Raw genomic sequence first — 26373 nt, 5'->3', positions numbered from 1 at the left:
GGTGCAGATTCAGGGACCGGCCCGTAAATCAGATATTGCGCACCAATTCAGGGCCAAGACTTGCACCAAATGAGTGCAGACCTTCCAGCAGCGTGGGCCAGGCCTTGGTGACGGCACCAGCTTCGCCCTTGACACCAAGTTCTATGTGCCGGCCGTGCTTGGAATCATCCACGCTGGGCAGGCTGAACACCTTGACGCCCGGGTGGTCGCGCTCTATGGCCACCATCAGCGGCGTCAGCGTGGCCTCCATGCCGCCGTAGACGATGACCGAATGCTCCCGCTGCACCGTGCTGTGGAAATGCTTGGCGTAGCGCTGCTCCAGCACCCACTCGACCATGGGCCAGGCCATGACAGGGAAACCGGGCACGAAGTGCACGGTGCCCGCTGCACCCGAGCAGGAAAAGCCAGGGATCTTGTTGTAGACGTTGGGGATGATGCGCGCGCCTTCGGGGAAGTTGCCCATCTGCAGCCGGTGCAGGTTGTCGGCGCGCTGGGGTTCGTAGGGCTTGCCTTCTTCGGTGGCCACATCGCGCATGCGCTCGCGGATCAGGGCCACGGCTTCCGGGTGCAGTGCCAGCGGCACGCCCAGGGCCTCGGCCGCGCATTGGCGCGTGTGGTCGTCGGGGGTGGCGCCTATGCCGCCAAAGCTGAAGACCACGGCCTGCGATGCGAAGGCGCGGCGCAGGGCGTCGGTGATGCGCGCCCTGTCATCGCCCACGTACTCGGCATGGGCCAGGGACAGGCCGCGCGCGCCCAGCAGCTCGATCAGCTTGGGAAGGTGCTTGTCGGCACGCTTGCCCGACAGGATTTCGTCTCCGATGATGAGTGCGCCTACTTGAAGGGTCATGAGGTCTTTTCTTGCGGGGTGGAGGGGGCAGAGGCCGCGCCGGCTCCGAGCGGCGCGTCGGGAGCGTAGGGCACGATGGGGGTGTCGGGCAGCGCCGGTTCCTCCTCGCGCATGCGCTGCAGCGCGGCCAGGCAGAAGTGGGCAAACCACAGCGAGGAGAAAGCGAAGATCAGCGCATAGATCCAGATGGCCACCGGAATCAGTATCCAGAAGGCCGCGATGAAGACCACGCCGGAGGCCCAGACAATGGCCGGCGCCGCGCCCAGATAGCCGCAGACCACGCCCATGAGCATCAGCGCCAGGCGGTGGCGCAGGAAAAGGCTGCGGCGCTCGGGCTTGCTGGCGTGGGCAGAAAGCGCGTCAAAGGCCATGACGCGGTAGGTCAGCCAGCCCCAGATCAGCGGCGGGATCACCACCACCAGGGGCGGCACGAACCACAGCGGCACCGACACCAGCAGCGCGATCAAGGCAATCAGCGAAGAGCCTGCGGACCACACCAGGCTGCCGACCAGGGTGGCGCCCTGCCTGCGCTCCAGCGCGGGAAAACGCCGCTGGGCCACCAGCTCGACCAGGGCCGGCGTCATGAACAGCGCCACCAGCAGCAGCGAGACCACGACCAGCACCGGCGTGACCGAGAGCACGACCAGCACCGGCGCCACCAGCTCGGGCAGCGATTGCACGCCCATCCAGGACCATACGGTGTGCAGCCAGCCCACGCCCTGCAGGACCCCTTCCGTCCAGACGACGGCATCGGCCCAGAAGAAATAGCCCAGCAGCCAAGCCGTGATGGCCATGAACAGCAAGGGAAACAGCGACCATGCAATCACCCGCTTATGCAGGCAATACGCCGTCGCACGCCAGAAGGAATCGAGTAGCAAGCCCATGCCGGCAAGCATACCCCGAGCCCAGCCTCAAGCGCGACCCATCAACCTTAGGAACCCACGCCATTGCTGGGCCCAAAAGCCCTGGCCGTAGTCGCGCAGCTGGCCCTGGGCATTGGGCTGGACCTGGTCGCGCACGCCGGTGGGATCGAAGCGCAGCTCGAAGTTGGCGGTGCCGAACAGCATGTCCCACCAGGGCAGGAGCACGCCGAAGTTGTTGCCATGCGCCTTCTTGTTGCGCACGGGCGCCATGGGCTCATGGCCTATGCCGATGGCGTGGTGGCGGCGGTGAAAGCGCGGGCTGATCCACAGCCGCTCGCCGATGGTGCCGAACCAGACGCGCAGGTTGGCATGCTGGAAGCTCTCGCTGAGCTGGGTGAAGGCCACGATGGCCACGAACTGGCCTGGAGCCACGCCGATGAGCTGGGCCACGAGCACGATGATGGTGTCGCGGATGACATCGTCGAGCAGGTGGTTGCGGTTGTCGCTCCACACCGTCATCTGGCGCTGCGAGTGGTGCAGCGCATGCAGCTTCCACCACCAACCGATGCTGTGCTGGCCGCGGTGTATCCAGTAGTCCAGGAAGTCGAAGGCCAGCAGGTAGATGATCAGGCTGACCCAGGCCAGGTCGGTGACGCCGGGCCACACGCCGTCGAGGTGAAAGCTCGGCAGCCCCCAGACATGCAGGCGGCCCATGAGCTCGTCCCACAGCGGGTCCAGCGTGAAGAACAGGGCCAGCCGGAACAGGCCCAGCCGGTGGACCACGGTGTAGATGATGTCCACGTGGATGGCGCGCCGGTCGGTGACGGGCTCGACGGGCCGCCAGTACTGCAGCGGCGCGATCACGGCCACCATGATGAAGATCTGCAGCAGGCCCACCAGCAGCCAGCCCGTGGCGCCATAGGCGTCCTCCAGCAGGCTGGCCTGCCCCAGGCCGAACAGCAGGGGCTGGACAACGCCCTCGAACAGGCGCTGCTGCGCATTACCGAACCACTGAATCCACCAGTCCACACCACGCTCCCATCGCCCGCCGCGCTGCGCGCGCGGACACTATGCGAATTTTGCTACCCAATCCCGATAGTCGGGATGCTCCCGCAGTGTGCGGAAGCAGAACCCCTGCTTGAGCAGGCCCGTGATCAAAGGTTCCAGCACGGCAGGTGCCCAGGGGTCCTTGCGTGACCAGATGCCCAGATGGGCCAGCAGGATGTCTCCGCTGCGGATGTTCTTGAGCGCCTGGGCCAGCAGCTGCGCATTCGGATAGCGGTCGCTGGGCAGCTCATCGCCCAGAAAACCCGCGCTGGCCCAGCCCACATGCATGTAGCCGCCCTGCCGCGCGGCATCCAGCAGCGCGGGCGAAGTCTTGCCGCCGGGCGCACGGAACAGCGGCAGGGGCTTGCGCCCCGTGATCTGCTGCAGCCGCTGTGCGGATCGGCGGATCTCGTCGCAATAGCCTGCCGCATCGACCGTGAAGTTCTCGTTGGCGCGAGGCCCTGCCGAGGGGCGCACGCGAAAACCCGTGACCGGCCCGTTCTTCGAGGCGCGCAGATCACCGCGCCAGTACATGTGGTCGTAGGTGTGCGAGGCGAACTCATGGCCTTCGGCAGCGCGTGCGCGCCACCAGGGCGCCCAGGTCTCGCCCAGGCTGCCATCGCCTTGCTGGGTGGGCTCGTTGGCTGCGAAAAACGTCACTGGCACCGCATGGCGCTTGAGCACATCGGCCACCAGGTCAGCAATGCCCATGTGGCCCGTGTCGAAGGTCAGATACACGGTCTTGGCACAGCCTGTGCGCTGCCCTGCCGCCAGCGCGGGGCGCAGCAGGCCGAAAGCCGCCGCACCGGCCAGCGATTGCGCAAAGAGACGGCGGTCCATCAGCGTTGCGCGTGGGCCAGCGTCCACACGCCGTGCGGCGACTTGCCGACCTTGACCTGCTGGACCACCTTCTTTTCCACGGTGTCGATCACCGACAGCTTGCGCGCCCAGCGCGAGCTGACCAGCAGGTAGCGGCCGTCGGCGGAGACGTCCATGCAGTCGGGACCGCCCGGTGCCGGGTAGTTGGCCACGACCTGGTTGGTCTGCATGTCGATCTTGCTGATGGTGTTGGCCACGCGGTTGCTCACATACAGGTGGCGGCCGTCGCCGGCCGCGCGCATGGCGTGGGCGCCAGCGGCTGTCTTGATGCGGGCCACGCTGCGCGGCTCGGGGCCGGTGATGTCGAACACTTCCACGCCATCGCTGCCGGTCAGGCCGATGAACAGCTTGGTGCCGTCCGGGCTGCCATAGAGATCGGCCGGCATGGGGCCGGTGGGCACGCGGGCCTTGATGGCCTGGGTGGCGATGTCGATGGCCACCAGGGCATCGCTGTCCTGCATGGTGGAATAGATGGTCGTGCTCTTGGCATCGATCCAGAGATGGCTGGGCGTCTTGCCCGTGGGCACGCGCTTGACCAGCTGCGGGTTCTGGCCATCCCAGCGGTAGATGTCGATGTGGTTGAGACGGTTGGCTGCCGTGACGAACCACTTCATGTCCGGGCTGAAGCGCAGGTGATAGGGATCGATGATGTCGCGGATCACGCGCTGCACCTCGCCCGTGCGCGGATCGACCAGGGTCAGGGTGTCGCCCAGCGCATTGGCCACGACCAGCGATTTCTCGTCCGGCGTGAGGTACAGGTGATGCGGCTCCTTGCCCGTGGGAATGCGTGCAGTCTCCTGCCAGGTGACCGGGTCCACGATGCTGATGTTGGCATCAAGCGAGTTGAGCACAAAGATGGGCGTGGGGCCCTGGGTCTGCGGTGGCGGCGTGACACGCGCGACCGGGGCCGCGGGAGCGGCCGTAGCCGAGGGAACGGAAGGCGCGGCAGGAACGGCGGCCGCCTGGGCCGATGCGGCTTGCGCCTGCACGGCAGCAGACGTGGCCGAGGCCGCGCGGGCCGATTTGGATCCGGGCAGGGATGCCACGGCCAGCCAGGCCAGCGCACCGCCGCCCACAACCAAAGCCACAGCCGCGCTCAAGCGCCCGACGGAAAGACGTTTCACAAAGCACCACCTTCTGAGAATCTGCGCAGTGTAGCTGCGCCAATCAGCCCCTCGGACGCTCTGGGGCATCGGCTTTTGCTGCTGTGCAAAAAACCGACATTTGCGCGACGTTGGCCCGAGATATCGCGGCAAGCGCGCCAATCCATGACTTGCATCAAGGCATGACAACGGCGCATGGAAATACCCGCCACAACGAAAAAGGGAGCCGACAGGCTCCCTTCTCGCTGGCATGCACCCGAAGGCGCAGTGGCGATCAGATCTTCCACTTCTCCATGAGCTTTTCGGGACGCAGGGTGTCGTAGTGCTCGAAGGGCTGGTGGATCCAGGGGTTGGTCGGCAGGTAGTCCACCGAGTAGTCGGGCGTGAAAGCCGACAGGCCCTTGGTCCAGATCACGGCGCTGCGCAGCTCGGTGATCGGCGGGTAGTTGGTCTTGAGCATGGCGATCACGGCGTTCAGCGTGTGGCCCGAATCGGCCAAGTCATCGACCAGCAGCACGCGGCCGGCGATCTCGCCTTTGGGCGTGGTGATGAAGCGCGCGATGTCCAGATGGCCCTGCACCGTGCCGGCTTCGGCGCGGTAGGAGCTGGTGGACATGATGGCCAGCGGCTTGTCGAAGATGCGGCTGAGCATGTCACCGGGACGCAGGCCGCCACGGGCCAGGCAGAGAATGGTGTCGAATTCCCAGCCGGACTGGTGCACTTTGATCGCGAGCTTTTCGATCAGTCCGTGGTATTCGTCGTAGCTCACATACAGGTGTTGACCGTCTTCCGTCAGCATGGAATGGCTCCTGGTTCAATCTTGGGGTTCAGCCGCCAGCAGTTCACTGGGCGGCGTAGGGGTTTTGCATCAGGATGGTGTGATCCCGGTCGGGGCTGGTCGAAACCATGGCGATGGGCACGCCCGTCACTTCCTCGATGCGCTCCAGATAGCGGCGGGCATTGGCCGGCAGCTTGTCGTAGTCGGTCACGCCCACGGTGGAATCGGTCCAGCCGGGGATGGACTCATAGATGGGCTTGCAGCGGGCGATCTCGTCGGCGCCCATGGGCAGCAGGTCGATCTTCTCGCCATCGAGCTCGTAGCCCACGCACAGCAGCAGTTCCTGCAGGCCGTCGAGCACGTCGAGCTTGGTGATGCACAGGCCCGACAGGCCATTGACCTGGGCGCTGCGCTTGAGCAGCGCGGCGTCGAACCAGCCGCAGCGGCGCGAGCGGCCGGTGGTCACGCCCTTTTCGGCGCCCACGGTGCTCATGTGCCAGCCCGGCGTGCCTTCCTTTTCCCAATCCAGTTCGGTGGGGAAAGGACCGCCGCCCACGCGGGTGCAGTAGGCCTTGGTGATGCCCAGGATGTAGTGCAGCATGCCGGGGCCCACGCCCGAGCCTGCAGCCGCATTGCCGGCGACGCAGTTGGACGAGGTGACATAGGGATAGGTGCCGTGGTCCACGTCCAGCAGCGTGCCCTGCGCGCCTTCGAACAGCAGGTTGGCGCCTTCGGCGTGCGCGGCGTTCAGCTCGCGGGAGACGTCGGCCATCATGGGCTTGAGCAGCTCGGCATGGCGCATGGCCTCTTCGTACACCTCGTCGAATTGCACTTCGCCATCCTTGATGTACGGCTTGAGCGCGTCACCGAAGGTGAAGTTCTTCGAACCCAGCACGTTGACCAGGATGTGGTTGTGCAGGGCCAGCAGTTCGCGCAGCTTGGTGGCGAAGCGCTCGGGGTACTTGAGGTCCTGCACGCGCAGTGCGCGGCGGGCAATCTTGTCTTCGTAGGCGGGGCCGATGCCACGGCCCGTGGTGCCGATCTTCTCGGTGCCGCCCTGCTCGCGCGCAGCTTCGCGCGCCACGTCCAGCGCCGAGTGGAAGGGCAGGATCAGCGGGCAGGCTTCGGACACGCGCAGACGGTCACGCACCTGCACGCCAGCCTTCTCCAGGCCTTCGATTTCCTCGAACAGCTTGGCGGCAGAGAGCACCACGCCGTTGCCGATATAGCACTTCACGCCGGGGCGCATGATGCCGCTGGGGATCAGGTGCAGTGCGGTCTTCACGCCGTTGATGACCAGCGTGTGGCCAGCGTTGTGGCCACCCTGGAAGCGGACCACGCCCTGGGCGCTTTCGGTCAGCCAGTCCACCAGCTTGCCCTTGCCTTCGTCACCCCACTGGGTGCCGACCACGACCACGTTGCGACCTTTGGTAGCTTTCATATTCAAATCCGATGAAATCCGATGAAATCCGAAGAAATTGACAAATGCGTCAGATGGCTTGCACGGCCCACTGCCCGGCAACCTGCACGAGCTCGCGGTCGCAGTGGAATTCGTCCACTTCGCTTTCATGCCCTGGCAGCACGCAGACCACGGTCTCGCCCTGCCGGCGCAATGCAGCAATGGCAGCCGCAACCTGGGGATCGTCGCCCCAGGGCGCGCGGATGGCAGCCTTGAGCGGGCGCTCGGGCACGACGGCGACGAGCTGCTTGATGTCCAGGCTGAAGCCGGCGGCGGGCCGGTTGCGGCCAAAGACCGCACCCACCTCGTCATAGCGGCCGCCGCGCACCAGCGCATCGCTGGCACCCGGCACATAGATGGCGAAGCGCGTGCCGCTGTAGTAGGCATAGCCGCGCAGATCGGCCAGATCGAAGCTCACGCTCACGCCTTCGAGGCGCTGCGCCAGCCAGCGCAGCTGGTCCAGCAGCGGCTGCACGCCTGCGGTGCGGGCCAGCAGCTTCTCGGCGCGGTCCAGCACCTCGATGCCGCCGTACAGCTGCAGCAGGGCCATCAGGCCTTCGCGCGATGCGGCAGGGAAGTCGCACGTGAGGCGCTCGAGTTCGCTCGCATCCTTGGCGGCCAGCGCAGCGTGCACGCCGCGCAGCACCTGCATGTCCACCATCACGCCAGCCAGCAGGCTGCGCACGATGCGCACATCGGCCAGATCGACGTTGATGTTGGTGACGCCTGCGCTGCGCAGGCAGTCCAGCGCCAGGTGCAGAGCCTCCAGGTCGGCTTCCATGCCCTGGTGGCCGTAGATCTCGGCACCGAACTGCAGCGGCTCGCGCGTGGCGCGGGGGCGGTCAGGGCGGGCATGGACGACGGGGCCGCAGTAGCACAGGCGCGTGAGGCCCTTGCGGTTGAGCAGATGGGCGTCGATGCGGGCCACCTGCTGCGTGGTGTCTGCACGCAGACCCATGGTGCGGCCTGTCAGCTGGTCGATGAGCTTGCAGGTCTGCAGGTCCAGCGCCTCCCCTGTGCCGGTGAGCAGGGATTCGAGGTACTCCAGCATGGGCGGCATGACCAGTTCATAGCCATAGCCACGCGCTGTATCGAGCAGGCCTCGACGCAATTCTTCGATGTGCCGGGCCTCGGAAGGCAAGACATCGGCGATGTGATCCGGCAGGACCCAAGCAGACATGGAAAAGGGGGAGGCTGTTAAAAACGTGATTCTACCGGCTGTTGCGGGCCAGCCCAAATTGGGGGTGACCCAAGGCCCACGGCGGGTGTTCGGTATTCCGAATCGATTCGGTGCACGGGCGACAGCTGCGGCGCAAGAAAAAACGGCGCCCCAACAGGGGCGCCGTGCAGGGACCGGGCGGCATTGCCGCTCAGGCGCGCTTATTTTCCAGAGCTTCCACCACTGCGGTAGGCCTTGAAGAAATCGGTCTGCGAAGGATCGAGCACGAGCACATCGCTCTTCTTGGCAAAGCTGGCCTTGTAGGCCTCCAGGCTGCGGTAGAACTGCGCAAACTGCGGGTCCTTGCCAAAGGCCTCGGCGTAGGTCCGGGCGGCCTCGGCATCGCCCTCGCCCTTGATCTTCTGGGCGTCACGGTAGGCATTGGCGATGGTGATCTCGCGCTGGCGATCGGCCTCGGCGCGGATCTTCTCGCCTTCGGCGGCGCCGGTGGAGCGCAGCTCGTTGGCCACGCGCTTGCGCTCGGCTTCCATGCGGCGGTAGACCGATTCCGTGATCGTCTCGGCATAGTCCACGCGCGTGATGCGCACATCGACCACGTCCACGCCCCAAGGCTTGGCGCCGCGCACTGTCTCCAGCACTTCGCGCTTGACGTCGTTCATCAGCGCATCGCGCTTGCTGGACAGCAGCTCACGCACGGTGCGGCGGTTGATTTCCTCCTGGAAGGCATTGCGCACCACGCGGTTGAGCTGCATGGCGCCGGCCGACTCGTCCAGGCCCACATTGCGGATGTACTCCGACGGATCGGAGATGCGCCAGCGCACGTACCAGTCGATGACCACGCGCTGCTTTTCGGCAGTGAGCATGGGCTCGGTGTCGGTGCTGTCCAGCGTGAGCAGGCGCTTGTCGATGTAGCGCACGTTCTGGAACGGCGGCGGCATCTTGATGTTCAGGCCCGGCTCGGTGATCACTTCCTTGATCTGACCCAGGGCATAGACCACGCCGAACTGGCGCTGATCGACGACGAACAGCATGGAGCTGAGCAGCGCGAGCGCCAGAAGAATGCTGGTGATGAAAAATCCAACTCGGTTCACTTGGGCTGCTCCTCAGCGTGCTTCGCGGTCACGGCTGCGACTGCTGTCGCGGCTGCGCGCATCGTTCGAAAGGCCGGGAATGGCGGCAGGCGCAGGCGCCTGGGTGCTGGGGGCCGCCGAGCTGTCGGCTGCCGGCACATTGCCGCTCACGCCTTGCATGATCTTGTCCAGCGGCAGGTACAGCAGGTTGGAGCCCTGGCGCGATTCCACCAGCACCTTGGTCACGTTGCCGTAGATCTGCTGCATGGTTTCCAGGTACATGCGGTCGCGCGTGACCTGGGGAGCCTTCTGGTACTCGGTGAACACCGAGCTGAAGCGCTGCGCATCACCCTGGGCCTGGGCCACGATGCGGGCCTTGTAGCCGTTGGACTCTTCCAGCAGGCGCGCTGCCGAGCCGGCTGCGCGCGGCACCACGTCGTTGGCGTAGGCCTGCGCTTCGTTCTTGGCACGCTCACGCTCCTGGCCGGCACGCAGCACGTCGTCGAAGGCCGCCTGGACCTGCTCGGGCGGACGCACGCCGCCTTGCTGCAGGTTGATGCCCACGACTTCCACGCCCACCTTGTAGCGGTCCAGGATGGTCTGCATCAGGTCGCGCACGCGCGGGGCGATCTGGTCGCGCTCCTCGGCCAGCGCCGTGTCCATCTTCATCTTGCCGACGACTTCGCGCACGGCAGTCTCTGCGGCCTGGACCACGGCCTCGGACGGGTTCTTGCTCTCGAACAGCCAGGCGCGCGCGTCGCTCAGGCGGTACTGGACGGCGAACTTGATCTCGACGATGTTCTCGTCCTCGGTGAGCATGGCCGACTCGCGCAGGCCCGTGCTCTTGATGATGGTGTCGCGCCCCACGTCGGCCGAGCGGATCTGCGTCACGAAGACCAGTTCATGGCGCTGGATCGGGTACGGCAGCCGCCAGTTGATGCCGGCGCCCACCGTGCTCTTGTACTTGCCGAACTGGGTGATGACGGCCTGCTGGCCTTCCTGGACGATGAAGATGCCCGTGCCCATCCAGATGATGAAGGCAATGCCGGCGATCAGGCCCACGCCCATGCCGGCGCTGCGCATGTCCGGCGGCTGGCTGCCGCCGCCATTGCGGATGGGCGGCTGGCCACGGCCGCCGCCCGGCTTGCCGCCGAACAGGCCCGAGAGCTTGCGGTTGAGGTCACGCCACAGCTCATCCAGATCAGGCGGCTGGCCGCCGCCCGACGAGGGGCGGTTGTCACGGCTGTCGCGGTTGTCGCGTGCAGGCTCCGCAGGCGGGGGCGGCGGCGCGGGACGGTCGGCATCGGGGCGCGAAGCATCGTCGTTCTTGTCGTCGCCACGTCCCCATCGCGGATCATTCAGGTTGAACATCCCGCGAAGGCGCTGCGGCAGCATCGCCCAGCGATGGGCGCGTTGTGAAAGATTCATGCGAGAAGTCTCGGTTTCTTCGGTAAAGACAGGGACCCAATCGGCATTTTGCCCAATCAGGGCGCTAGCCCCTAGTATTCGGCGTCCTGCCCAGGGGGCATCGCGCCATCCACCTCCTCCTGATCCCGCTCATCACCACCGTGCGCTTCGGCGTGTTCCGCCTCCGCGCGCAGCGCATGCTCGGCCAGCAACTGCCGCAGCTGCGGCAGCCCCTCGCCGGAGCGGGCGCTGACGAACACCCGTGAAACAGGCAGCCCGTCAAGCTCGTACTGGTCCTGCAACTGCGCTGGAAGCCGCTCCGAATCGACGGCGTCCAATTTGTTGAAAACCAGTACCAGAGGCACCTCCTGGGCACCGATTTCCTTCAGAACTTTCTGGACTTGTTGGATTTGCTCTGGGAAATTCGGATTGGAGGCGTCGACCACATGCAGCAGAAGATCGGCATCGATCGCCTCCTGCAACGTGGCCTGGAATGCATCGACCAGGCCGTGCGGCAGGTCGCGGATGAACCCCACGGTATCCGACAGGGACACCGATTGCTGGGCTTCATTCAGGTACAGCTGGCGCGTGGTCGTGTCCAGCGTGGCGAACAGCTGGTCGGCCGCATAGGCGCGCGCCTTGACCAGCGCATTGAACAGCGTGGACTTGCCGGCGTTGGTGTAGCCAACCAGAGAGATATTGAAGATGCCGTGGCGCTCGCGCCGCCGACGCTGCGTGGCGCGCTGCTTCTTGACCTTCTGCAGCCGCTCCTTGGTGCGCTTGATCGACTCGTCGATCATGCGGCGGTCCAGCTCGATCTGCTTCTCGCCAGGGCCGCCACGGCCGCCGATACCGCCCATCTGCCGCTCCAGGTGAGTCCAGCGCCGCACGAGGCGCGTGGCCACGTATTGCAGGCGCGCCAGCTCCACCTGCAGCTTGCCTTCATGGCTGCGCGCGCGCTGGGCGAAGATCTCCAGGATAAGCAAAGTGCGGTCGTTGACCGGCATCTGCAGATGGCGTTCCAGGTTGCGCTGCTGGGCCGGGCTCAGGGCCTGGTCGAACAGCACTTCCTGGGCACCGTGCATCTGGGCGAGCATGCGGATTTCGTCGGCCTTGCCGCTGCCCACGAACAGCGCCGCATCGGGCACCTTGCGCTTGCAGGTCAGGCGTGCAACGGGACACAGGCCGGCCGTGCCGGCCAGCAGGCCCAGCTCTTCCAACTCGCCATCGAAATGGGGAAAGCCGAAATCCACGCCCACCAGCAGCACTGGCGTTGGCGTGGACCGGTCAAAAGATTCAGAACTCAAGAAAAACCTCTCCCGAAGGGTGAGGAAGCTCCCCGGCGGTGCGGGGAGGCATCAGGGCGCAGCGAGCTCAAGCGCTGGCGTCGCTGCCGGCAGCTTCGGCCGTGGAGAAGTTCACGGCGCGGCCGGGAACAATGGTGGAGATGGCGTGCTTGTAAACCATCTGCGTGACGGTGTTGCGAAGCAGAACCACGTACTGGTCGAAGGATTCGATCTGGCCTTGCAGCTTGATGCCGTTGACGAGGTAGATGGACACCGGAACATGTTCGCGGCGAAGCGCGTTCAGGAACGGGTCTTGGAGGAGTTGGCCTTTGTTGCTCACGATATTCTCCGTGTTCGAAGAGTGTTGTTGTAAACCGACACCTTACCACAGTGTTTTGGGGCCCTTGTTCGCACAAGGGTTTTCCCGAAATCCCGTGGCTTGTTACTTGTCCTTGTCGGCAAAAGGATTATGAGAGGTTTTCAACTCGATCCGCAACGGCGTGCCAACCAAATTGAATTCCTTGCGGAATCGCCCTTCGAGGAAGCGCTTGTAGGCCTCCGTCACATGCTCGAGCGAATTGCCGTGTATGACGATGACCGGAGGGTTCATGCCGCCCTGGTGCGCATAGCGCATCTTGGGGCGGTAGATGCCCGTCTTCTTGGGCGTCTGGAACTGTACGGCCTCCATCAGCAGGCGCGTGAGCACCGGCGTGGGCATCTTGCAGGTGGCAGCCTTGTGCGCCTGGATGATGGAGTTCCACAGCGGACCCAGGCCCTGGCGCTTTTCCGCCGAGATGAAATGCATGGGAGCGAACTTGAGGAAGGACAGGCGCGTCTCGATCGAGCGCTCCAGCATCTGGCGCTGGTAGTCGTCCACCGCATCCCATTTGTTCACGGCCAGCACCACGGCACGGCCGCTTTCCAGCACGTAGCCGGCAATGTGAGCATCCTGGTCGGTCACGCCCTGCGTGGCATCGATGAGCAGCAGCACGACGTTGGCGCTCTCGATGGCCTGCAGCGTCTTGACCACGGAGAACTTCTCGATCGCCTCGAACACCCGGCCCTTGCGGCGCAGGCCTGCCGTGTCGATCAGTTCGAACTTCTGCCCGGCGCGCTCGAAAGGCACCGAGATGGCGTCGCGCGTGGTGCCCGGCATGTCGAAGGCGACCAGTCGCTCCTCACCCAGCCAGGTGTTGATCAGCGTGGATTTGCCGACGTTGGGGCGCCCTGCCACGGTGAGGCGGATGGGCTTTTGGGCCACATCGTCGAAGGGGTCGTCTTCCTCGGGCTCGGGCAGGTTGAGCTGGCCCAGGGCCAGGTCGAGCAGGTCGCGCACGCCCTGCCCGTGTGCTGCGGAAACCGGCAGCACATCGCCCAGGCCCAGTTCGTAGAACTCGGTCAGCTGCACGCCTTCCTTCATGCCCTCGGCCTTGTTGGCCACGAGCACGCAGGGCTTGCCCAGCCGGCGCAGGTACTTGGCGATGTCGTGGTCCTGGGCGGACATGCCCAGGCGCGCATCGACAACGAAGACCACGACGTCAGCCTCGGCAACAGCCTGCTGCGTCTGGCGCGCCATCTCCTTGAAGATGCCGCTGGATGCATCTGGCTCAAAACCGCCGGTATCGATCACGATGTACTCGTGCTTACCCTGGCGGCCCTGTCCATAGTGGCGGTCACGCGTGAGGCCCGCGAAATCCGCGACGATTGCATCCCTCGACTTGGTCAGCCGATTGAACAGCGTCGATTTGCCCACATTGGGTCGCCCTACCAGGGCAATAACTGGCTTCATTCCCGAAAATACCTATCAATCCGGCCTGAAGCCGTACACAGTTCCGCTGCGGCTTACCACCACCAGCGTATTGGCAGCCGATACCGGGGGCGAGGCCACGCCGGAGTCGTCTGTCTTCAATCGTGCCAGCGCCTGTCCGTCCGTCTTGGACAGCAGGTGCACCACACCATAGTCATCACCAAACACCACCGAGCGGCCCAGCATCAACGGCGCCGTCAGGCGGCGGTGCTGCAGCTGGTCGATGGACCACACGCGCGAGCCGTCGCCGCGGCGCCAGGCCTGGACGGTGCCATTGCTCTCGGCGCCGAACACGGAATCACCATCGCCGTCGATGCCATCGGCACCCTTGGACGGCTGGGTCCAGCGCACCGATGCGTTTTGCGTATCCACACAGCCCACGGCAGCCTGGAAGGCACGCGCGCAGACGCTGTCACCGACACGGCTGACACGGCCCACGAGGTCCACCAGGCGCTCCACGTCATTGGTGCCGCGCGGGCTTGCCAGCGGGGCCTCCCAGCGCACGGCGCCGGTGTCGGGATCGATACCCACCATGCGGCCCGACAGGCCGGCCACCAGCGTGTTGCCCACGGCGATCAGCACGCCGGGCTGGCGCAGCACCAGGGGCTCGCCCGGGCGCTGTGCGGTCCACAGCTTGCGGCCGTTGGCGGCATCGAAAGCGGCCAGCGAGCGGTCGGCTGCCAGCACGAAGACGCGGCCTCCCGCCACCAGCGGCGGCGTGTAGGCGGCTGCGGGCAGCGGCTGCTTCCACAGCTGCTTGCCTTGCGAGTAGACGATGACCTGGTTGCTGCGCGTGAGCACGGCCTGGCGCTCGGCGTCACCGCCCACGCCTGCGGTCAGCGGCTCGCCAACAGTGAAGCGCGACAGCTGGCTGCCGTTGCGTGCATCGAGGGCCGTGACGCTGCCATCCTTGGCAGCGATCAGCAGCGTGTCGCCCTGCACATGGATGTCGGTGGCCAGCGGCACTTCGGCGCCGAGCTTGGCGGTCCAGGCCTGGTGCACGGCCAGCAGGCCGGGGTTGGCACCCAGCTCCTGGGGCTTGGGCTTGGTGTCGCTGCTGAACCACGAGGACACGGTGGAGCAGCCACCCAGGGCACCGGCCAGCAGGCCCAGAGCCATCCAGCGCGCAACGCCGCGCGGGCGCGAAATCGCCATCAATTGATCAGCCGAGGTTTTCAAGGTTGCTTCTCCGAAGTCGACGTCTTGGCCTGTGCCAGCACGGTGGGTTCAGCACCCAGCGCATTGAGCTTGAACTCGATCAGACGGCCATAGTCCACGCCCTTATCCAGGGCGGCATGGGCGCGCTGGTAGGCATCAATGGCTTCGGCCTGTTTGCCCTGGGCCGCAAGAATGTCGCCACGGCGATCGGCCACGATGCCGGCGAAGGATTCGGGCATGCTGCCTTCCAGCGCCTTGAGGGCTTCGTCGTATTGCTTTTGCTGCTCCAGCACGGCGCTCAGGCGCAGCTTGGCCAGGGCCTTGTAGCCTTCGTCGCCCTTGTCTGCCACCCAGCTCAGGGCTGCCTTGGCGTCATCGAGCTTGCCTTCGTCCACTGCAGCCTTGGCCAGCAGCAGGCCGGCCTGGGCCGCCTGCGTGGTGCCGGCGTACTTGTCCTTGAGATCGGCGAAGGCCTGGCCGGCGCGCGCCGCGTCCTTGCCAGCCAGCGCCACGTCAACGGCATGCGCCAGAGCGGCAGCCTGCGTGGCCTGGCGCTTTTCCCAGTACTGGTAGCCATTCCAGCCGGCAAAGCCGACGAAGATGACCACGAGCACGCCGGTGATCAACGTGCCCCAGGTATTCCAGAAATGCTTGAGCTGCTCTATCTGCTCTTGTTCTTCGAGATCGAAATGGTTTGCCATGGATCGCCTGTGTCGCTTTATGTATGGAGGTCGCCGCTGGAGCGGTCGCTTGAAAAGCTGCGGATGCTGGTCAAACCGCCGATTGTAGGGTGGCAGCCCATTGGGCCGCATCAGCCAGGGCTTGCTGCACCTGCTGGCCCGCGCCGTCGCGCAGCGACTTGACGGTGACCAGGCCCTGCTGCAGCTCATCGGAGCCGAAGATCAGCGCGAAATGTGCGCCGCTGGCATCGGCCTTCTTGAACTGCGACTTCATGCTGCCCATGCCTTCGGCGCTGGCCGCGTGCATCTGCACGCGCACACCGGCCTCGCGCAGCTGCTGCAGGGTGCGCAGCGCCACGGGCATGGCCGCCACATCGGGGACGATGGCGTAGGCATGCAGCGTGGGCGCGGGAATGTCGGTGCCGAGCTCCTTGACGAGTTCCAGCACGCGCTCCACACCCAATGCCCAGCCCACGGCAGGCGCGCTCTTGCCGCCTACCTGTTCGATCAGGTAGTCGTAGCGGCCGCCCGCGCAGATGGTGCCCTGCGAGCCCAGCATGTCGGTGATGAACTCGAACACCGTCAGGTTGTAGTAGTCCAGGCCGCGCACCAGGCGCGGGTTCACGGTCCAGGGCACGCCGTTGGCGTCCAGGATGGCCTTGAGCCCGTCAAAGTGGGCCAGCGAGCCCTCGCCCAGGAAGTCCAGCAGGCGCGGCGCGCCGTTGACCATTTCCTGCATGGCGGGGTTCTTGGTGTCCAGCACGCGCAGCGGGTTGCTGTACATGCGGCGCTTGGCCTCTTCGTCCATCACGTCCTGGTGCTGCTCCAGGTAGGCGATCAGGGCCTGGCGGTGTGCCTGGCGCTCCTCGGGCTGTCCCAGGCTGTTGATTTCCAGGCGCCACTGGGTCAGGCCCAGCTGCTTCCACAGGGAAACGGCCAGCATGATGAGTTCGGCATCGACATCGGGGCCGGCAAAGCCCAGGGCCTCGGCGCCGATCTGGTGGAACTGGCGGTAACGGCCGCGCTGCGGGCGCTCATGGCGGAACATGGGGCCCATGTACCACATGCGCTTGCCGCCGTCGTACAGCAGGTTGTTCTCGATGGTGGCGCGCACCAGGCTGGCCGTGCCTTCGGGGCGCAGCGTCAGGCGCTCGCCGTTGAGCTTGTCCTCGAAGGAGTACATCTCCTTCTCGACAATGTCCGTCACCTCGCCGATGCCACGAACGAACAGCTGCGTATGCTCGACGATGGGCGTGCGCACATTGCGGTAGGCAAAGCGCGCCATCAATTCACGCACCTGCGCTTCCAGCCATTCCCAGCGAGCGGACTCGGCGGGAAGAATGTCGTTCATGCCTTTGACGGCGGAAAGTTTTTCGGGTTTGGCCACGTTGTTCTCGTTCGATGAATGCTCGGAAACAGGCGCTGACCCCGCTTTTTCGCCCCATGCTCTCAACGCCTGTTTCGCGTGAGAGCCAATGAGGCAAAGCGTGGTGCGCTATCTATTTTGCAATAACTGCAATGCTCGGTGCAGCCGCTCAGGCGGGCGCAGCGGCGGTGGCGCCATAGGTGCGCGCCACATAATTTTCGACCAGTGCCTGGAATTCCTCGGCAATCCGCTCGCCGCGCAGCGTGAGCGCCTTTTCGCCGTCGATGTAGACGGGGGCGGCGGGCGCCTCGCCCGTGCCGGGAAGGCTGATGCCGATGTTGGCGTGCTTGCTCTCGCCGGGACCGTTGACGATGCAGCCCATCACGGCCACCTTCATCGCCTCGACACCGGGATACTTCATGCGCCACAGCGGCATCTGGCCACGCAGATAGTCATCGATCTGCTTGGCCAGTTCCTGGAAGGTGGTGCTGGTGGTGCGGCCGCAGCCCGGGCAGGCCGTGACGCTGGGCACGAAGATGCGCAGGCCCAGGGCCTGCAGGATTTCGGAGGCGACCACCACTTCCTGCGTGCGCGCCTCGCCGGGCTGGGGCGTGAGCGAGACGCGGATGGTGTCGCCAATGCCTTCCTGCAGCAGCACGGACAGCGCGGCGGCCGAGGCCACCGTGCCCTTGGTGCCCATGCCGGCTTCGGTCAGGCCCAGGTGCAGCGCATAGTCGCAGCGTTGCGCAAGGGCCCGGTAGACCGAGATCAGGTCCTGCACGCCGCTGACCTTGCACGACAGGATGATGTTGTCGCCGTTCAGCCCCATGGACTCGGCCAGGCGCGCGGAATCGACGGCCGAGGAAATCAGCGCCTCGAACATGACCTGGCGCGTGTCCCAGGGCTGGGCGCGGCGCGAGTTCTCGTCCATCAGCCGGGCCATCAGTTCCTGGTCCAGCGAGCCCCAGTTGACACCGATGCGCACGGCCTTGTCGTAGCGGGCCGCCGCCTCGATCATCTGGCCGAACTGCTTGTCCTTCTTGTCGCCCTTGCCCACGTTGCCGGGGTTGATGCGGTACTTGGACAGTGCCTCGGCGCAGGCCGGGTATTCGGTGAGCAGGCGGTGGCCGTTGTAGTGGAAGTCACCCACCAGCGGCACGTACTCGCCCATGCGGTCCAGCTGCTCGCGGATATAGGGCACGGCGGCGGCCGCCTCGGGCGTGTTGACGGTGATGCGCACCATCTCCGAGCCGGCCTGGGCCAGTTGGCGCACCTGGATGGCCGTCTCGACCGCGTCCACCGTATCGGTGTTGGTCATGGACTGCACGCGCACAGGCGCATCGCCGCCCACGGTGACGACGTTGTTGCGCCAGACCACACGGGCCTGGCGGGACTTGCGCGGCAGCGGCGAGGCAATCGCTATCGGCTGCTGCGTGATGGGGAGATCTTGCACGGTCACTTCACCTCAAAGCGGGCCACATTGTCGCGGGTGGTCTTGGCGACTTCCAGCAATTCGCCACGCACACGCACCTCGGTGCCGCTGGCATTGCCGATGATGACCGACAGCGGCAGCGCGCCCTCGGCGCCAATGGATTCACCGGCCGCCAGCGTCTTTTGCAGCACCACGCGGCCGCTGGAATCCTTGACCTGTACCCACGATTGTGCGTTGGCCTTCATGACCAGCACGCCACCAGGCGTTTGCGCCGCAGTGGCTGCCGATGTCGCTGCTGCGCCCTCGGCAGGCGCATCGGCGGCAGGGGCAGCAGACGTTGTGGTGGACGCAGGAGCCGGAACGGCTGCCGCTGCAGGCGCTGAAGTTGCCGGTGCAGATGCAGGTGCGGATGCGGATGCGGGGGCAGATGCAGCCGGCACATCGACCGGCGTCGTCGCCGCAGGCGCAACGGGCTCCTGGGCGGCCACGGGCTCGGACACAGTCCCTGCTGGCTGCACCAGGGCAGCGGCATCGGAAGCGCCGGCCTGCGGCTCTTCGGCGTCGCCTTCATGCTTGGGCAGGAAGTAGACGGCAGCGGCAGCGGCCAGCAGCAGCAGCACGATGATGGCCACCTTGCGCGAGCCGTTTTCACGTCCCAGCGATGTTCCTGTGGCCTTGAAGGAGCGCTCCTTGAACGTGGCGTTGATGCTGCCGCGATCATCGGCCAGGCTCTTGAGCTGGGTGCGCGGCAGCAGGGCCAGCACCGATGCCGAGTCCATGCGCAGCGTGCGGCAGACGCTTTGCGCCAGGGCCCGCATGAAGACATGGTCCTGGAATGCGGCGTAGTCATCCGCCTCCAGCGCCTCCAGCTTGGGGGCTGGCACCTTGAGTGCCGCCGCCAGCCCGGCCAGAGACAGACCCGCCGCCTCGCGCGCCTGGCGCAGCAGCGTGCCCGCCGTCATGGAAGTTTGTGCGTTCTCGCCTTGCGTACCTGCTTCGTCATGCACCGCCAACACCTCACTCATTGAATGCTCCACGCTCGTAGGCCAGCCATTGGCGGGACTCGGGGAAGCGCTGGTGCAGCTGGTCAGCCAGCTGCCGCATCGCTGCAGATTGCTGCAGCGCCCTCTCTATCTTGATCCCCAGCCACAGGCTTTCCGCATTGGACTGGGGACTGCTGTTCAGGCGCCGGATGTAGAACTGCGCCCTCTTGGCGTCGCCGCCCTGCAGCATCACGTTGCTCAGGTGGTAGGCGATCACCGGGTTGGCGGGATCGAGTTCATAGCCCTTGAGCAGCGCCTGCTGGGCCTCGACCAGCAGGCCGGCCTGCTGAAGGCACAGGCCCTTGGCCATCCAGGTCTTGGGGCGCTCCAGGTAGCCGGGCTGGGCCAGGGCCTTGTCCAGCCATTCCTGGGCTTGCGCGTATTGCTTGCGCTGGCACAGCAGCCAGCCGTAGTTGTGCTGCAGGTCGCCGTCCTGGGGACGCAGCGACATCGCCTTGCGCAGGCTGGCGTCGGCCTGGTCCCAGTCCTGGTTGCGCATGTAGATCAGGGCCAGCAGGCCGTAGCCGTCGGCGGAACTGGGGTCAGCGGCCAGCGCCTGGTTCACCTCTTCCAGGGCCACATCGATGCGGCCGGCCTGGAAATAGGAAGCCGCCAGCTCCAGGCGGATGCTTGCGCGGCGGCGGGGATCGGCCTCGGCGGCAGAAGCCATCGAGGCATTGGAGACGGAGGAAGCGTTGCCGGAGCCAGAATTCGTCGGGGGCACCAAAGGCTGCTTGCCTGCGCAGCCCGCCAAGAAAAGAACCAGCGCGGGCACTGCCCAGCGCATGCCTGTACCGAAATCCCCCGTTCGCAGCCGCCGAGCCACTGACTTCATGAACTGTCCTTTGTTCCGTCGGGGCATGCCAGGCATGCCCCAGGTCTTCTCAAGGCACCTGCTTGAGAACAATGGTGCGCTGCCTGGCCATGCGCTCGGCAGCGCGCGTGCGGTCCTTGACATCGCCAGCCAGCTGTCCGCAGGCTGCATCGATGTCGTCGCCACGTGTCTTGCGCACCGTGGTCACGATGCCGGCATTGCTCAGCAGGCTGGCGAACTCCGTCACCCGCGCTGCGGGTGAACGCAGCAGCCCCGAGGCCGGGAACGGATTGAACGGAATCAGGTTGAACTTGCACCAGCTGCGGCCATCGCCACGCGCGCGGACCAACTCTATCAGTTGGCGCGCATGCTCAGGCTGGTCATTGACGCCATCGAGCATGCAGTATTCGAACGTGATGAAGTCACGGGGCGCGAATTCCAGGTAGCGCTCGCAGGCATCGAGCAGCTCGTGGATGGGGTACTTGCGGTTCAACGGCACCAGCGGGTCGCGCAGCTCGTCATTGGGCGCATGCAGCGACACGGCCATGGCCACGGCGCAGTCCTGGGACAGCCGGTCGATCATCGGCACCACGCCCGAGGTGGACACCGTCACGCGGCGGCGCGAGAGGCCATAGCCATGGTCATCGAGCATGGCGCGCAGCGCCGGCACCAGGGCCGTGTAGTTCTGCAGCGGCTCGCCCATGCCCATCATCACCACGTTGGAGATGACGCGCTCGCCGCCCGTGCCCAGGCGCTTGCGCAGCGCATGCTCGGCATACCACAGCTGGGCCAGGATCTCGCCCGTGCTGAGGTTGCGGCTGAAGCCCTGGTGACCCGTGGAGCAGAAGCGGCAGCCCACGGCGCAGCCCGCCTGGGACGACACGCACAGCGTGCCCCGGTCATCTTCGGGAATGAAAACGGCTTCGACGGCATCGCCGCCCCCCACGTCGAACAGCCACTTGACTGTTCCATCGGCAGACACATGCTCGGTCAGAACCGGCAGGGCCGTGATGTGGGCACACGCCTTGAGCTTTTCGCGCAGGGACTTGGCCAGATCGCTCATCTGGTCGAAGTCGCTGGCGCCTCGCTGGTGGATCCAGCGGAACAGCTGCGTCGCGCGGAAACGCTTCTCGCCGAGTTGCTCGCAGTAAGCGGCAAGTCCGTCGAGATCAAAATCTAGCAAATTGGTATTCATGTCGGCAGGCCGGTGCCACGCCGCTCTCGGCTCTTCCGCGGCAGGCACGGCCTGCACCGGACAGACCATGACGGCCGCGGAAGACGCGGGGATTAGCGCGAGTAGACGTTCATGCCGGGGAAGAAGAAAGCCACTTCCACGGCTGCAGTTTCAGCGGCGTCAGAGCCGTGCACGGCGTTGGCGTCGATGCTGTCGGCGAAGTCGGCGCGGATCGTGCCCTTCTCAGCCTTCTTGGGGTCGGTGGCGCCCATCAGTTCACGGTTCTTCAGGATGGCGTTCTCGCCTTCCAGAGCCTGGATCATCACGGGGCCGGAGACCATGAAGTCCACCAGGTCCTTGAAGAAAGGACGCTCCTTGTGGACGCCGTAGAACTGCTCGGCTTCGCCGCGCGACAGGTGCACCATCTTGGCAGCGATGACCTTCAGGCCAGCGCCTTCGAAGCGTGCGTAGATCTGGCCGATCACGTTCTTGGCAACGGCGTCGGGCTTGATGATGGAAAGAGTGCGTTCGATGGCCATTTGAATGGTTCCTAATCAGGGTTACTATGGATTTTTGTCAATTGGACAAAACCGTTGATTCTAGCTGTGCCATCAAAGTCCTTGATGACATGGTGCTGCCAAATGGCAGGCTTACAGGGCGGGCCGACCACCTCTGGATGAACCAGAAGGCGGACGGCCCGGCCGCCTTTCAGCGGCGTCCTCCCGGCTTGCGCTTGGCGTTCTGGCGTGCACGCGAGAGGCTGTCGGAGCCGATGTAGCCCACCGATGTACGCATCGGATCGGGCTGCTGGCTGCCGCCGCCCTTGCCCCGCCCGCCTGCGCCGCCCTGCCCCTTGCCCTGACCCTGGCCGCCGTCAGCCTTGCCGCCCTTGGCGGCAGGCTTGGCACGCGGGCCGTCGAGCATGGCGTTGGGCGCCGGGCGATTGCCGTCGAAGTAGCGGCCGCCGCCTTCGCGGCGAACGGTGTTGCGGTCGGCCGGGCCACCACGGCGGCCTCCGGCCGGGGGCTTGGGTGCAGCGGGCGCACGCGCCTGCATGCCGGCTGCCGAAGCCAGGGATTGGATATCGGCTTGGTCCAGCTCCACCCAGGCGCCGCGCTTGAGGCCGCGCGGCAGCACCATGGCGCCGTAGCGGATGCGGATCAGCCGGCTCACGGCATGGCCCACCGCCTCGAACATGCGGCGCACTTCGCGGTTGCGGCCTTCGGAAATGGTCACGCGGTACCAGCAGTTGGCGCCTTCACCACCGCCGTCCTCAATGGAGCCGAAGGCGGCCACGCCGTCTTCCAGCTGCACGCCGTCGGTCAGGCGCTGCTTTTCTTCCTTGCTGAGCGCACCCAGCACGCGGGCCGCGTATTCGCGCTCCAGGCCGAAGCGCGGGTGCATCAGGGAGTTGGCCAGCTCGCCCGAGCTGGTGAACAGCAGCAGGCCTTCGGTGTTCAGGTCCAGGCGGCCCACCGATTGCCATTTGCCATGCTGCAGGCGAGGCAGCTTGCGGAACACCGTGGGACGGTTTTGCGGATCGTCATGCGTGACGACCTCGCCCACGGGCTTGTGATAGGCGATGACACGCGCCGGCGGCGGGTCGATGCGAAAGCGGATGGGCTGGCCATTGACCTTGATCTGGTCGCCGAACTGGATGCGCTGGCCCACGTGGGCAGGCTCGTTGTTGACCGAGATGCGGCCTTCAAGAATGAGCTGCTCCATTTCGAGGCGCGATCCCAGCCCGGCCTGGGCCAGCACCTTGTGCAGCTTGGGCGAATCGACCTGGGGCAGCAGCACGCGCTTGGCAGGCGCGGCATCGTCGCGTTCTTCGGCGGCGTCGAGCTCGCCCGAGATGACGTCCGCAAAATCGTAGCCTTCGACAGACCCTGAGTCGGTCGGCTCTGATGCATCAGCCGTCACCAGCTCTTGCACGGTGTCTTCGGCATGCACCGCCTCGGCGGCCGGACGCGGCTTGCGCACAGGCTTGGCGCCGGGCCGCGCCCCGGCCTTGGGAGCGCGCGAGCGCGCAGGGCGGGCCTTGCGCTGCGCGCCGGCCTCATCGGACGCCGGCTGGGCGTCCTGGTCTTTGGAGATATCACTACCCGTCATGGCTTTCCTTCTTCGGCCTGCTTTGCAGCGCCGTCCGTATCCGTTGTATCCGCTGTATCCGTTGCGTCTGTTGCCTCTGTCGCATCCGCTGCGTCTGCCGCATCCGCCAGGTCTGCTGTATCTGCTTGAGCCGTATCTGCGGCCATTGCGGCATCTGCCCCGTCCGATTCCGGGGCATCTGTCTCGCCCTGGGGCTCTTCGGGCAAGGGAGCGTCACCGACTGGCGCGGCCTCGTCCGCTGCCAATTCCTGCGCACCCGACTCTTCCAGCGCCTTGAACAGGCTTTGCTGGGATTCGGGCTCCTCGAGCATGGGCAACTGGTCCAGCGACTGCAGGCCCAGGTCGTCCAGAAACTGGCGCGTGGTGGCGAACAACGAGGGCCGGCCCACGGTTTCCCGGTGGCCAATGACCTCGATCCATCCCCGGTCTTCCAGTTGCTTGATCAGCAGGCTGTTGACCGTCACGCCGCGTATGTCCTCGATGTCGCCGCGCGTCACTGGCTGGCGGTAGGCGATGATCGCCAGCGTCTCCAGGGTCGCACGGGTGTAGCGTGGCGGCTTTTCGGGATGCAGCCGGTCCAGATAGACCCGCATCTCGGGCCGGCTCTGGAAGCGCCATCCAGACGCCACCTGCACCAGCTCCACACCCTTTTGCGCCCAGTCTTTCTGCAGGTCCAGCAGCAGGTCCTTCAGCGTGTCGGAGCCCAGCACGTCATCGAACAGCGAGCGCAGCTCACGCAGCGTGACAGGCTGCGGCGCACAGATCAATGCAGTTTCCAGGACCCGCTTGGCATCTACCGTATTCATGGCTCAGCGTCTCGGGAACAAAGGCGCGCGTGCCACCAGAGGTGGCAGCCAGGGTGCGCCGAATCAAAGAAGAGGAAGCAAGCGCTCCACGGATGCCATGCGAGAGATGGTCAGAGGCTTTCGGCGGGATTGTAGCTCAGCCCCCAATTTTCCAGCGCCTGTGCCATATCGGGCGGCAGCGGCGCGCGCAGCACCAGGGCCTGGCCTGTCATGGGATGGGTGAAGGCCAGCCGGAAGGCGTGCAGCGCCTGGCGCGCCATGCCGCCAGCCTCCTTGCCGCCGTAGACGGCATCGGCCACCAGCGGGTGGCCCAGCGATGCCATGTGCACGCGGATCTGGTGGGTGCGGCCCGTGTGCAGCGTGCAGCGCACCAGGCTGACTTCCTCGTTGCCGGCCAGCAGGTCGATGTCGGTGCGCGCGGTCTTGCCTGCATGCTGTGCCAGATCGACCACGGCCATGCGCAGGCGGTTGCGCGGGTCGCGGCCGATGGGCGCATCGACCTCGCGGCGCTTGCGCGGGCCCCAGGCCTTGTGGGCCAGCGCCAGGTACTGGCGGCTGACATCGCGCGCGGCGATCATGGCCACCAGCGCGTCCATGGCGGCGCGGCTGCGCGCCACCACCATGAGTCCGCTGGTGTCCTTGTCCAGGCGGTGGACGATGCCGGCGCGCGGCACCTCGCGCGCCTTGGGGTCGCGCCCCAGCAGGCCGTTGAGCAGGGTTCCCGTCCAATTGCCCGGAGCCGGGTGCACGACCAGGCCAGCCGGCTTGTTGACGACCAGCAGGTGCTCGTCCTCATACACCACGTCCAGCGCCATGTCCTCGGGCTGGAAGGCCATGCTCTGCTGCGTGGGCCGCATCTCCAGCACCATCCGGTCGCCGGCGGCCACCTTGGTGGCCGGCTTGACCAGCACACGCCCATTGAGCGTGACCGCGCCCTGCGCCAGCAGTTGCTGTAGATAGCTGCGGGAGAACTCGGCCACGCATTCGGCCAGCACCTTGTCGGCGCGCAGGCCGTGCTGGGCCGGCGGCACGGTGATCTCGCGCAGCTCGGCTGCGGCAGCCTCGACCTCACCGCCTTCGGCCTCGTCCTCGACCGGCTCCCACGGCGATTCGCCGGGCGCAGAAGAAACAAGCCCCTGCGGGGCAGGGGCTTGTCCGGTTTGCCTGGTGCTGCGGCTCATCAGCGAGAAGGCAGGTAGCGCGAAGGATCGACAGGCTTGCCCTGGCGACGCACCTCGAAGTGCAGCTTCACGCGGTCCGCGTCGGTGCTGCCCATCTCGGCGATCTTCTGGCCCTTGCGCACGGTCTGGTCTTCCTTGACCAGCAGCGTCTGGTTGTGCGCGTAGGCCGTGAGGTAGGTGTTGTTGTGCTTGAGGATGATCAGGTTGCCATAGCCACGCAGGCCGGCCCCGGCATAGACCACGCGGCCATCGGCAGCGGCCATCACGGGATCGCCGGCCTTGCCTGCGATGTCGTAACCCTTGTTGCGCGCCTCGTCAAAACCGGCGATCAGGCTGCCCGATGCAGGCCAGATGAAGTCCACATCGTCGGCGCCCTTGCCGGCTGCGGGTGCAGGGGCGGGTGCCGGGGTCGGTGCGGGCGCAGGCGTTGCCGTGGAGCCGCCCGACGATGCCACGGGTGGCAGCGGCGTTGCCACCACGGGCGAGCCGCTGGGCGTGGAGGAGGCAGTGGACGACGGGCGCGTGCCGACGCTGTCCGAGCTGGTCGGCGGCACGACGCGCACCACCTGACCGACTTCGATCAGATTGGGGTTCTCCAGATTGTTCCAGCGCGCGATGTCCTTCCAGCTCTGGCCGGTTTCCAGGCCGATGCGGATCAGCGTGTCACCGGGCTTGATCGTGTAGTAGCCGGGCTTGCCGGCGTTTTCGACGCCGGGCAGCGGCTTGACGGCTGCCGATGGCGAGGAAGAGGTGGAGGAGGTGGTGGTCGTTCCACGGTCCTCCACGGGAGCCCTGTTCACTTGGGATGTGCAGCCTGCCAGAACCATGCCGGCCAGCACCACCGTTCCCCAAGCCCCAAGACTTCGCGATACCAACATAAG

General features: G+C 65.9%; 24 protein-coding genes and 1 pseudogene. All 25 read right to left on the bottom strand.

The window, feature by feature from the left end:
- Positions 1-28: 28 nt before the first annotated feature.
- A complete protein-coding gene (locus IB269_RS02650; RefSeq protein WP_012206802.1) occupies positions 29-847 on the bottom strand; it encodes a competence/damage-inducible protein A in 819 nt (272 codons plus the stop codon).
- A complete protein-coding gene (locus tag IB269_RS02645) occupies positions 844-1743 on the bottom strand; it encodes an EI24 domain-containing protein (RefSeq protein WP_192366358.1) in 900 nt (299 codons plus the stop codon). The genes IB269_RS02650 and IB269_RS02645 overlap by 4 nt, the downstream gene beginning before the upstream one ends.
- Before the next feature lie 15 nt (positions 1744-1758).
- Complete coding sequence (locus IB269_RS02640; RefSeq protein WP_012206804.1) at positions 1759-2739, bottom strand: sterol desaturase family protein; 981 nt, start codon at positions 2737-2739, stop codon at positions 1759-1761.
- Between the two features lie 39 nt (positions 2740-2778).
- Positions 2779-3597 carry a polysaccharide deacetylase family protein gene (locus IB269_RS02635; RefSeq protein ID WP_192366357.1) on the bottom strand — a complete coding sequence of 273 codons (819 nt, stop codon included), beginning with the start codon at positions 3595-3597 and terminating at the stop codon, positions 2779-2781.
- Positions 3597-4724 carry a YncE family protein gene (locus IB269_RS02630; RefSeq protein WP_412523741.1) on the bottom strand — a complete coding sequence of 376 codons (1128 nt, stop codon included), beginning with the start codon at positions 4722-4724 and terminating at the stop codon, positions 3597-3599. Before IB269_RS02630 ends, IB269_RS02635 begins: the two co-directional genes overlap by 1 nt.
- A gap of 289 nt (positions 4725-5013) precedes the next feature.
- Positions 5014-5538, bottom strand: coding sequence for a phosphoribosyltransferase (locus IB269_RS02625; protein ID WP_012206807.1), 525 nt, complete (start codon positions 5536-5538; stop codon positions 5014-5016).
- A gap of 43 nt (positions 5539-5581) precedes the next feature.
- On the bottom strand, positions 5582-6958 hold the full coding sequence (locus IB269_RS02620; protein WP_192366355.1) for an adenylosuccinate synthase: 1377 nt from the start codon (positions 6956-6958) through the stop codon (positions 5582-5584).
- A 49-nt stretch (positions 6959-7007) separates the two neighbouring features.
- Positions 7008-8156, bottom strand: coding sequence for an ATP phosphoribosyltransferase regulatory subunit (locus tag IB269_RS02615; RefSeq protein ID WP_097201645.1), 1149 nt, complete (start codon positions 8154-8156; stop codon positions 7008-7010).
- Positions 8157-8356: 200 nt separating this feature from the next.
- Positions 8357-9247: a protease modulator HflC gene (hflC, locus tag IB269_RS02610; RefSeq protein WP_012206810.1), complete on the bottom strand. Its 891-nt coding sequence runs from the start codon at positions 9245-9247 to the stop codon at positions 8357-8359.
- A 12-nt stretch (positions 9248-9259) separates the two neighbouring features.
- Positions 9260-10654 (bottom strand): FtsH protease activity modulator HflK, encoded by a 1395-nt coding sequence (hflK, locus tag IB269_RS02605; protein ID WP_012206811.1) that lies wholly within the window; start codon positions 10652-10654, stop codon positions 9260-9262.
- Between the two features lie 71 nt (positions 10655-10725).
- Positions 10726-11940 (bottom strand): GTPase HflX, encoded by a 1215-nt coding sequence (gene hflX / locus IB269_RS02600; RefSeq protein WP_225613947.1) that lies wholly within the window; start codon positions 11938-11940, stop codon positions 10726-10728.
- A 67-nt stretch (positions 11941-12007) separates the two neighbouring features.
- Positions 12008-12259, bottom strand: coding sequence for an RNA chaperone Hfq (gene hfq / locus IB269_RS02595; RefSeq protein ID WP_012206813.1), 252 nt, complete (start codon positions 12257-12259; stop codon positions 12008-12010).
- 102 nt (positions 12260-12361) lie between these two features.
- Entirely contained in the window at positions 12362-13708 is a 1347-nt protein-coding gene (gene der / locus IB269_RS02590; RefSeq protein WP_012206814.1) for a ribosome biogenesis GTPase Der, read from the bottom strand.
- 15 nt (positions 13709-13723) lie between these two features.
- Positions 13724-14881 (bottom strand): outer membrane protein assembly factor BamB, encoded by a 1158-nt coding sequence (gene bamB, locus IB269_RS02585; protein ID WP_043782580.1) that lies wholly within the window; start codon positions 14879-14881, stop codon positions 13724-13726.
- 20 nt (positions 14882-14901) lie between these two features.
- Positions 14902-15585 (bottom strand): YfgM family protein, encoded by a 684-nt coding sequence (locus tag IB269_RS02580; RefSeq protein WP_012206816.1) that lies wholly within the window; start codon positions 15583-15585, stop codon positions 14902-14904.
- A 70-nt stretch (positions 15586-15655) separates the two neighbouring features.
- Positions 15656-16915, bottom strand: coding sequence for a histidine--tRNA ligase (hisS, locus tag IB269_RS02575; protein ID WP_212739077.1), 1260 nt, complete (start codon positions 16913-16915; stop codon positions 15656-15658).
- A 184-nt stretch (positions 16916-17099) separates the two neighbouring features.
- A complete protein-coding gene (ispG, locus tag IB269_RS02570) occupies positions 17100-18383 on the bottom strand; it encodes a flavodoxin-dependent (E)-4-hydroxy-3-methylbut-2-enyl-diphosphate synthase (RefSeq protein ID WP_012206818.1) in 1284 nt (427 codons plus the stop codon).
- Between the two features lie 2 nt (positions 18384-18385).
- A complete protein-coding gene (locus IB269_RS02565; protein WP_192366354.1) occupies positions 18386-19387 on the bottom strand; it encodes a RodZ domain-containing protein in 1002 nt (333 codons plus the stop codon).
- Positions 19380-20240 (bottom strand): type IV pilus biogenesis/stability protein PilW, encoded by an 861-nt coding sequence (gene pilW, locus IB269_RS02560; RefSeq protein ID WP_232245236.1) that lies wholly within the window; start codon positions 20238-20240, stop codon positions 19380-19382. Before pilW ends, IB269_RS02565 begins: the two co-directional genes overlap by 8 nt.
- A 49-nt stretch (positions 20241-20289) precedes the next feature.
- A complete protein-coding gene (gene rlmN / locus IB269_RS02555; RefSeq protein WP_034396288.1) occupies positions 20290-21414 on the bottom strand; it encodes a 23S rRNA (adenine(2503)-C(2))-methyltransferase RlmN in 1125 nt (374 codons plus the stop codon).
- A 92-nt stretch (positions 21415-21506) separates the two neighbouring features.
- Positions 21507-21932, bottom strand: a complete 426-nt coding sequence (ndk, locus tag IB269_RS02550; protein WP_012206822.1) for a nucleoside-diphosphate kinase — start codon at positions 21930-21932, stop codon at positions 21507-21509.
- A gap of 610 nt (positions 21933-22542) precedes the next feature.
- A pseudogene (locus IB269_RS29295) lies at positions 22543-23118 on the bottom strand (pseudouridine synthase); the annotation flags it as partial.
- A 383-nt stretch (positions 23119-23501) separates the two neighbouring features.
- Entirely contained in the window at positions 23502-24311 is an 810-nt protein-coding gene (gene scpB, locus IB269_RS02540) for an SMC-Scp complex subunit ScpB (RefSeq protein WP_192366352.1), read from the bottom strand.
- A 110-nt stretch (positions 24312-24421) separates the two neighbouring features.
- A complete protein-coding gene (locus tag IB269_RS02535; protein WP_034396294.1) occupies positions 24422-25492 on the bottom strand; it encodes an RluA family pseudouridine synthase in 1071 nt (356 codons plus the stop codon).
- Positions 25492-26370 carry a peptidoglycan DD-metalloendopeptidase family protein gene (locus IB269_RS02530; protein ID WP_012206826.1) on the bottom strand — a complete coding sequence of 293 codons (879 nt, stop codon included), beginning with the start codon at positions 26368-26370 and terminating at the stop codon, positions 25492-25494. The genes IB269_RS02535 and IB269_RS02530 overlap by 1 nt, the downstream gene beginning before the upstream one ends.
- Positions 26371-26373: the final 3 nt, after the last annotated feature.

The organism is Delftia sp. DLF01 (assembly GCF_014852125.1).
Classification (GTDB): Bacteria; Pseudomonadota; Gammaproteobacteria; order Burkholderiales; family Burkholderiaceae_C; genus Comamonas; species Comamonas acidovorans.
Note: the sequence above shows the minus strand (reverse complement) of the source record. Positions and strands in the feature narration are given on the sequence as shown.

Excerpts from the sequence above, each read along its gene's own strand:
- IB269_RS02565 (WP_192366354.1), bottom strand. The coding sequence starts at position 19,387 with ATGAGTGAGGTGTTGGCGGTGCATGACGAAGCAGGTACGCAAGGCGAG.
- hflK (WP_012206811.1), bottom strand. The coding sequence starts at position 10,654 with ATGAATCTTTCACAACGCGCCCATCGCTGGGCGATGCTGCCGCAGCGC.
- pilW (WP_232245236.1), bottom strand. The coding sequence starts at position 20,240 with ATGAAGTCAGTGGCTCGGCGGCTGCGAACGGGGGATTTCGGTACAGGC.
- hisS (WP_212739077.1), bottom strand. The coding sequence starts at position 16,915 with ATGAACGACATTCTTCCCGCCGAGTCCGCTCGCTGGGAATGGCTGGAA.
- der (WP_012206814.1), bottom strand. The coding sequence starts at position 13,708 with ATGAAGCCAGTTATTGCCCTGGTAGGGCGACCCAATGTGGGCAAATCG.
- rlmN (WP_034396288.1), bottom strand. The coding sequence starts at position 21,414 with ATGAATACCAATTTGCTAGATTTTGATCTCGACGGACTTGCCGCTTAC.
- IB269_RS02535 (WP_034396294.1), bottom strand. The coding sequence starts at position 25,492 with ATGAGCCGCAGCACCAGGCAAACCGGACAAGCCCCTGCCCCGCAGGGG.
- bamB (WP_043782580.1), bottom strand. The coding sequence starts at position 14,881 with ATGGCGATTTCGCGCCCGCGCGGCGTTGCGCGCTGGATGGCTCTGGGC.
- IB269_RS02625 (WP_012206807.1), bottom strand. The coding sequence starts at position 5,538 with ATGCTGACGGAAGACGGTCAACACCTGTATGTGAGCTACGACGAATAC.
- IB269_RS02635 (WP_192366357.1), bottom strand. The coding sequence starts at position 3,597 with ATGGACCGCCGTCTCTTTGCGCAATCGCTGGCCGGTGCGGCGGCTTTC.
- scpB (WP_192366352.1), bottom strand. The coding sequence starts at position 24,311 with ATGAATACGGTAGATGCCAAGCGGGTCCTGGAAACTGCATTGATCTGT.
- IB269_RS02580 (WP_012206816.1), bottom strand. The coding sequence starts at position 15,585 with ATGGCAAACCATTTCGATCTCGAAGAACAAGAGCAGATAGAGCAGCTC.
- IB269_RS02645 (WP_192366358.1), bottom strand. The coding sequence starts at position 1,743 with ATGCTTGCCGGCATGGGCTTGCTACTCGATTCCTTCTGGCGTGCGACG.
- ndk (WP_012206822.1), bottom strand. The coding sequence starts at position 21,932 with ATGGCCATCGAACGCACTCTTTCCATCATCAAGCCCGACGCCGTTGCC.
- IB269_RS02650 (WP_012206802.1), bottom strand. The coding sequence starts at position 847 with ATGACCCTTCAAGTAGGCGCACTCATCATCGGAGACGAAATCCTGTCG.
- IB269_RS02615 (WP_097201645.1), bottom strand. The coding sequence starts at position 8,156 with ATGTCTGCTTGGGTCCTGCCGGATCACATCGCCGATGTCTTGCCTTCC.
- IB269_RS02530 (WP_012206826.1), bottom strand. The coding sequence starts at position 26,370 with ATGTTGGTATCGCGAAGTCTTGGGGCTTGGGGAACGGTGGTGCTGGCC.
- IB269_RS02620 (WP_192366355.1), bottom strand. The coding sequence starts at position 6,958 with ATGAAAGCTACCAAAGGTCGCAACGTGGTCGTGGTCGGCACCCAGTGG.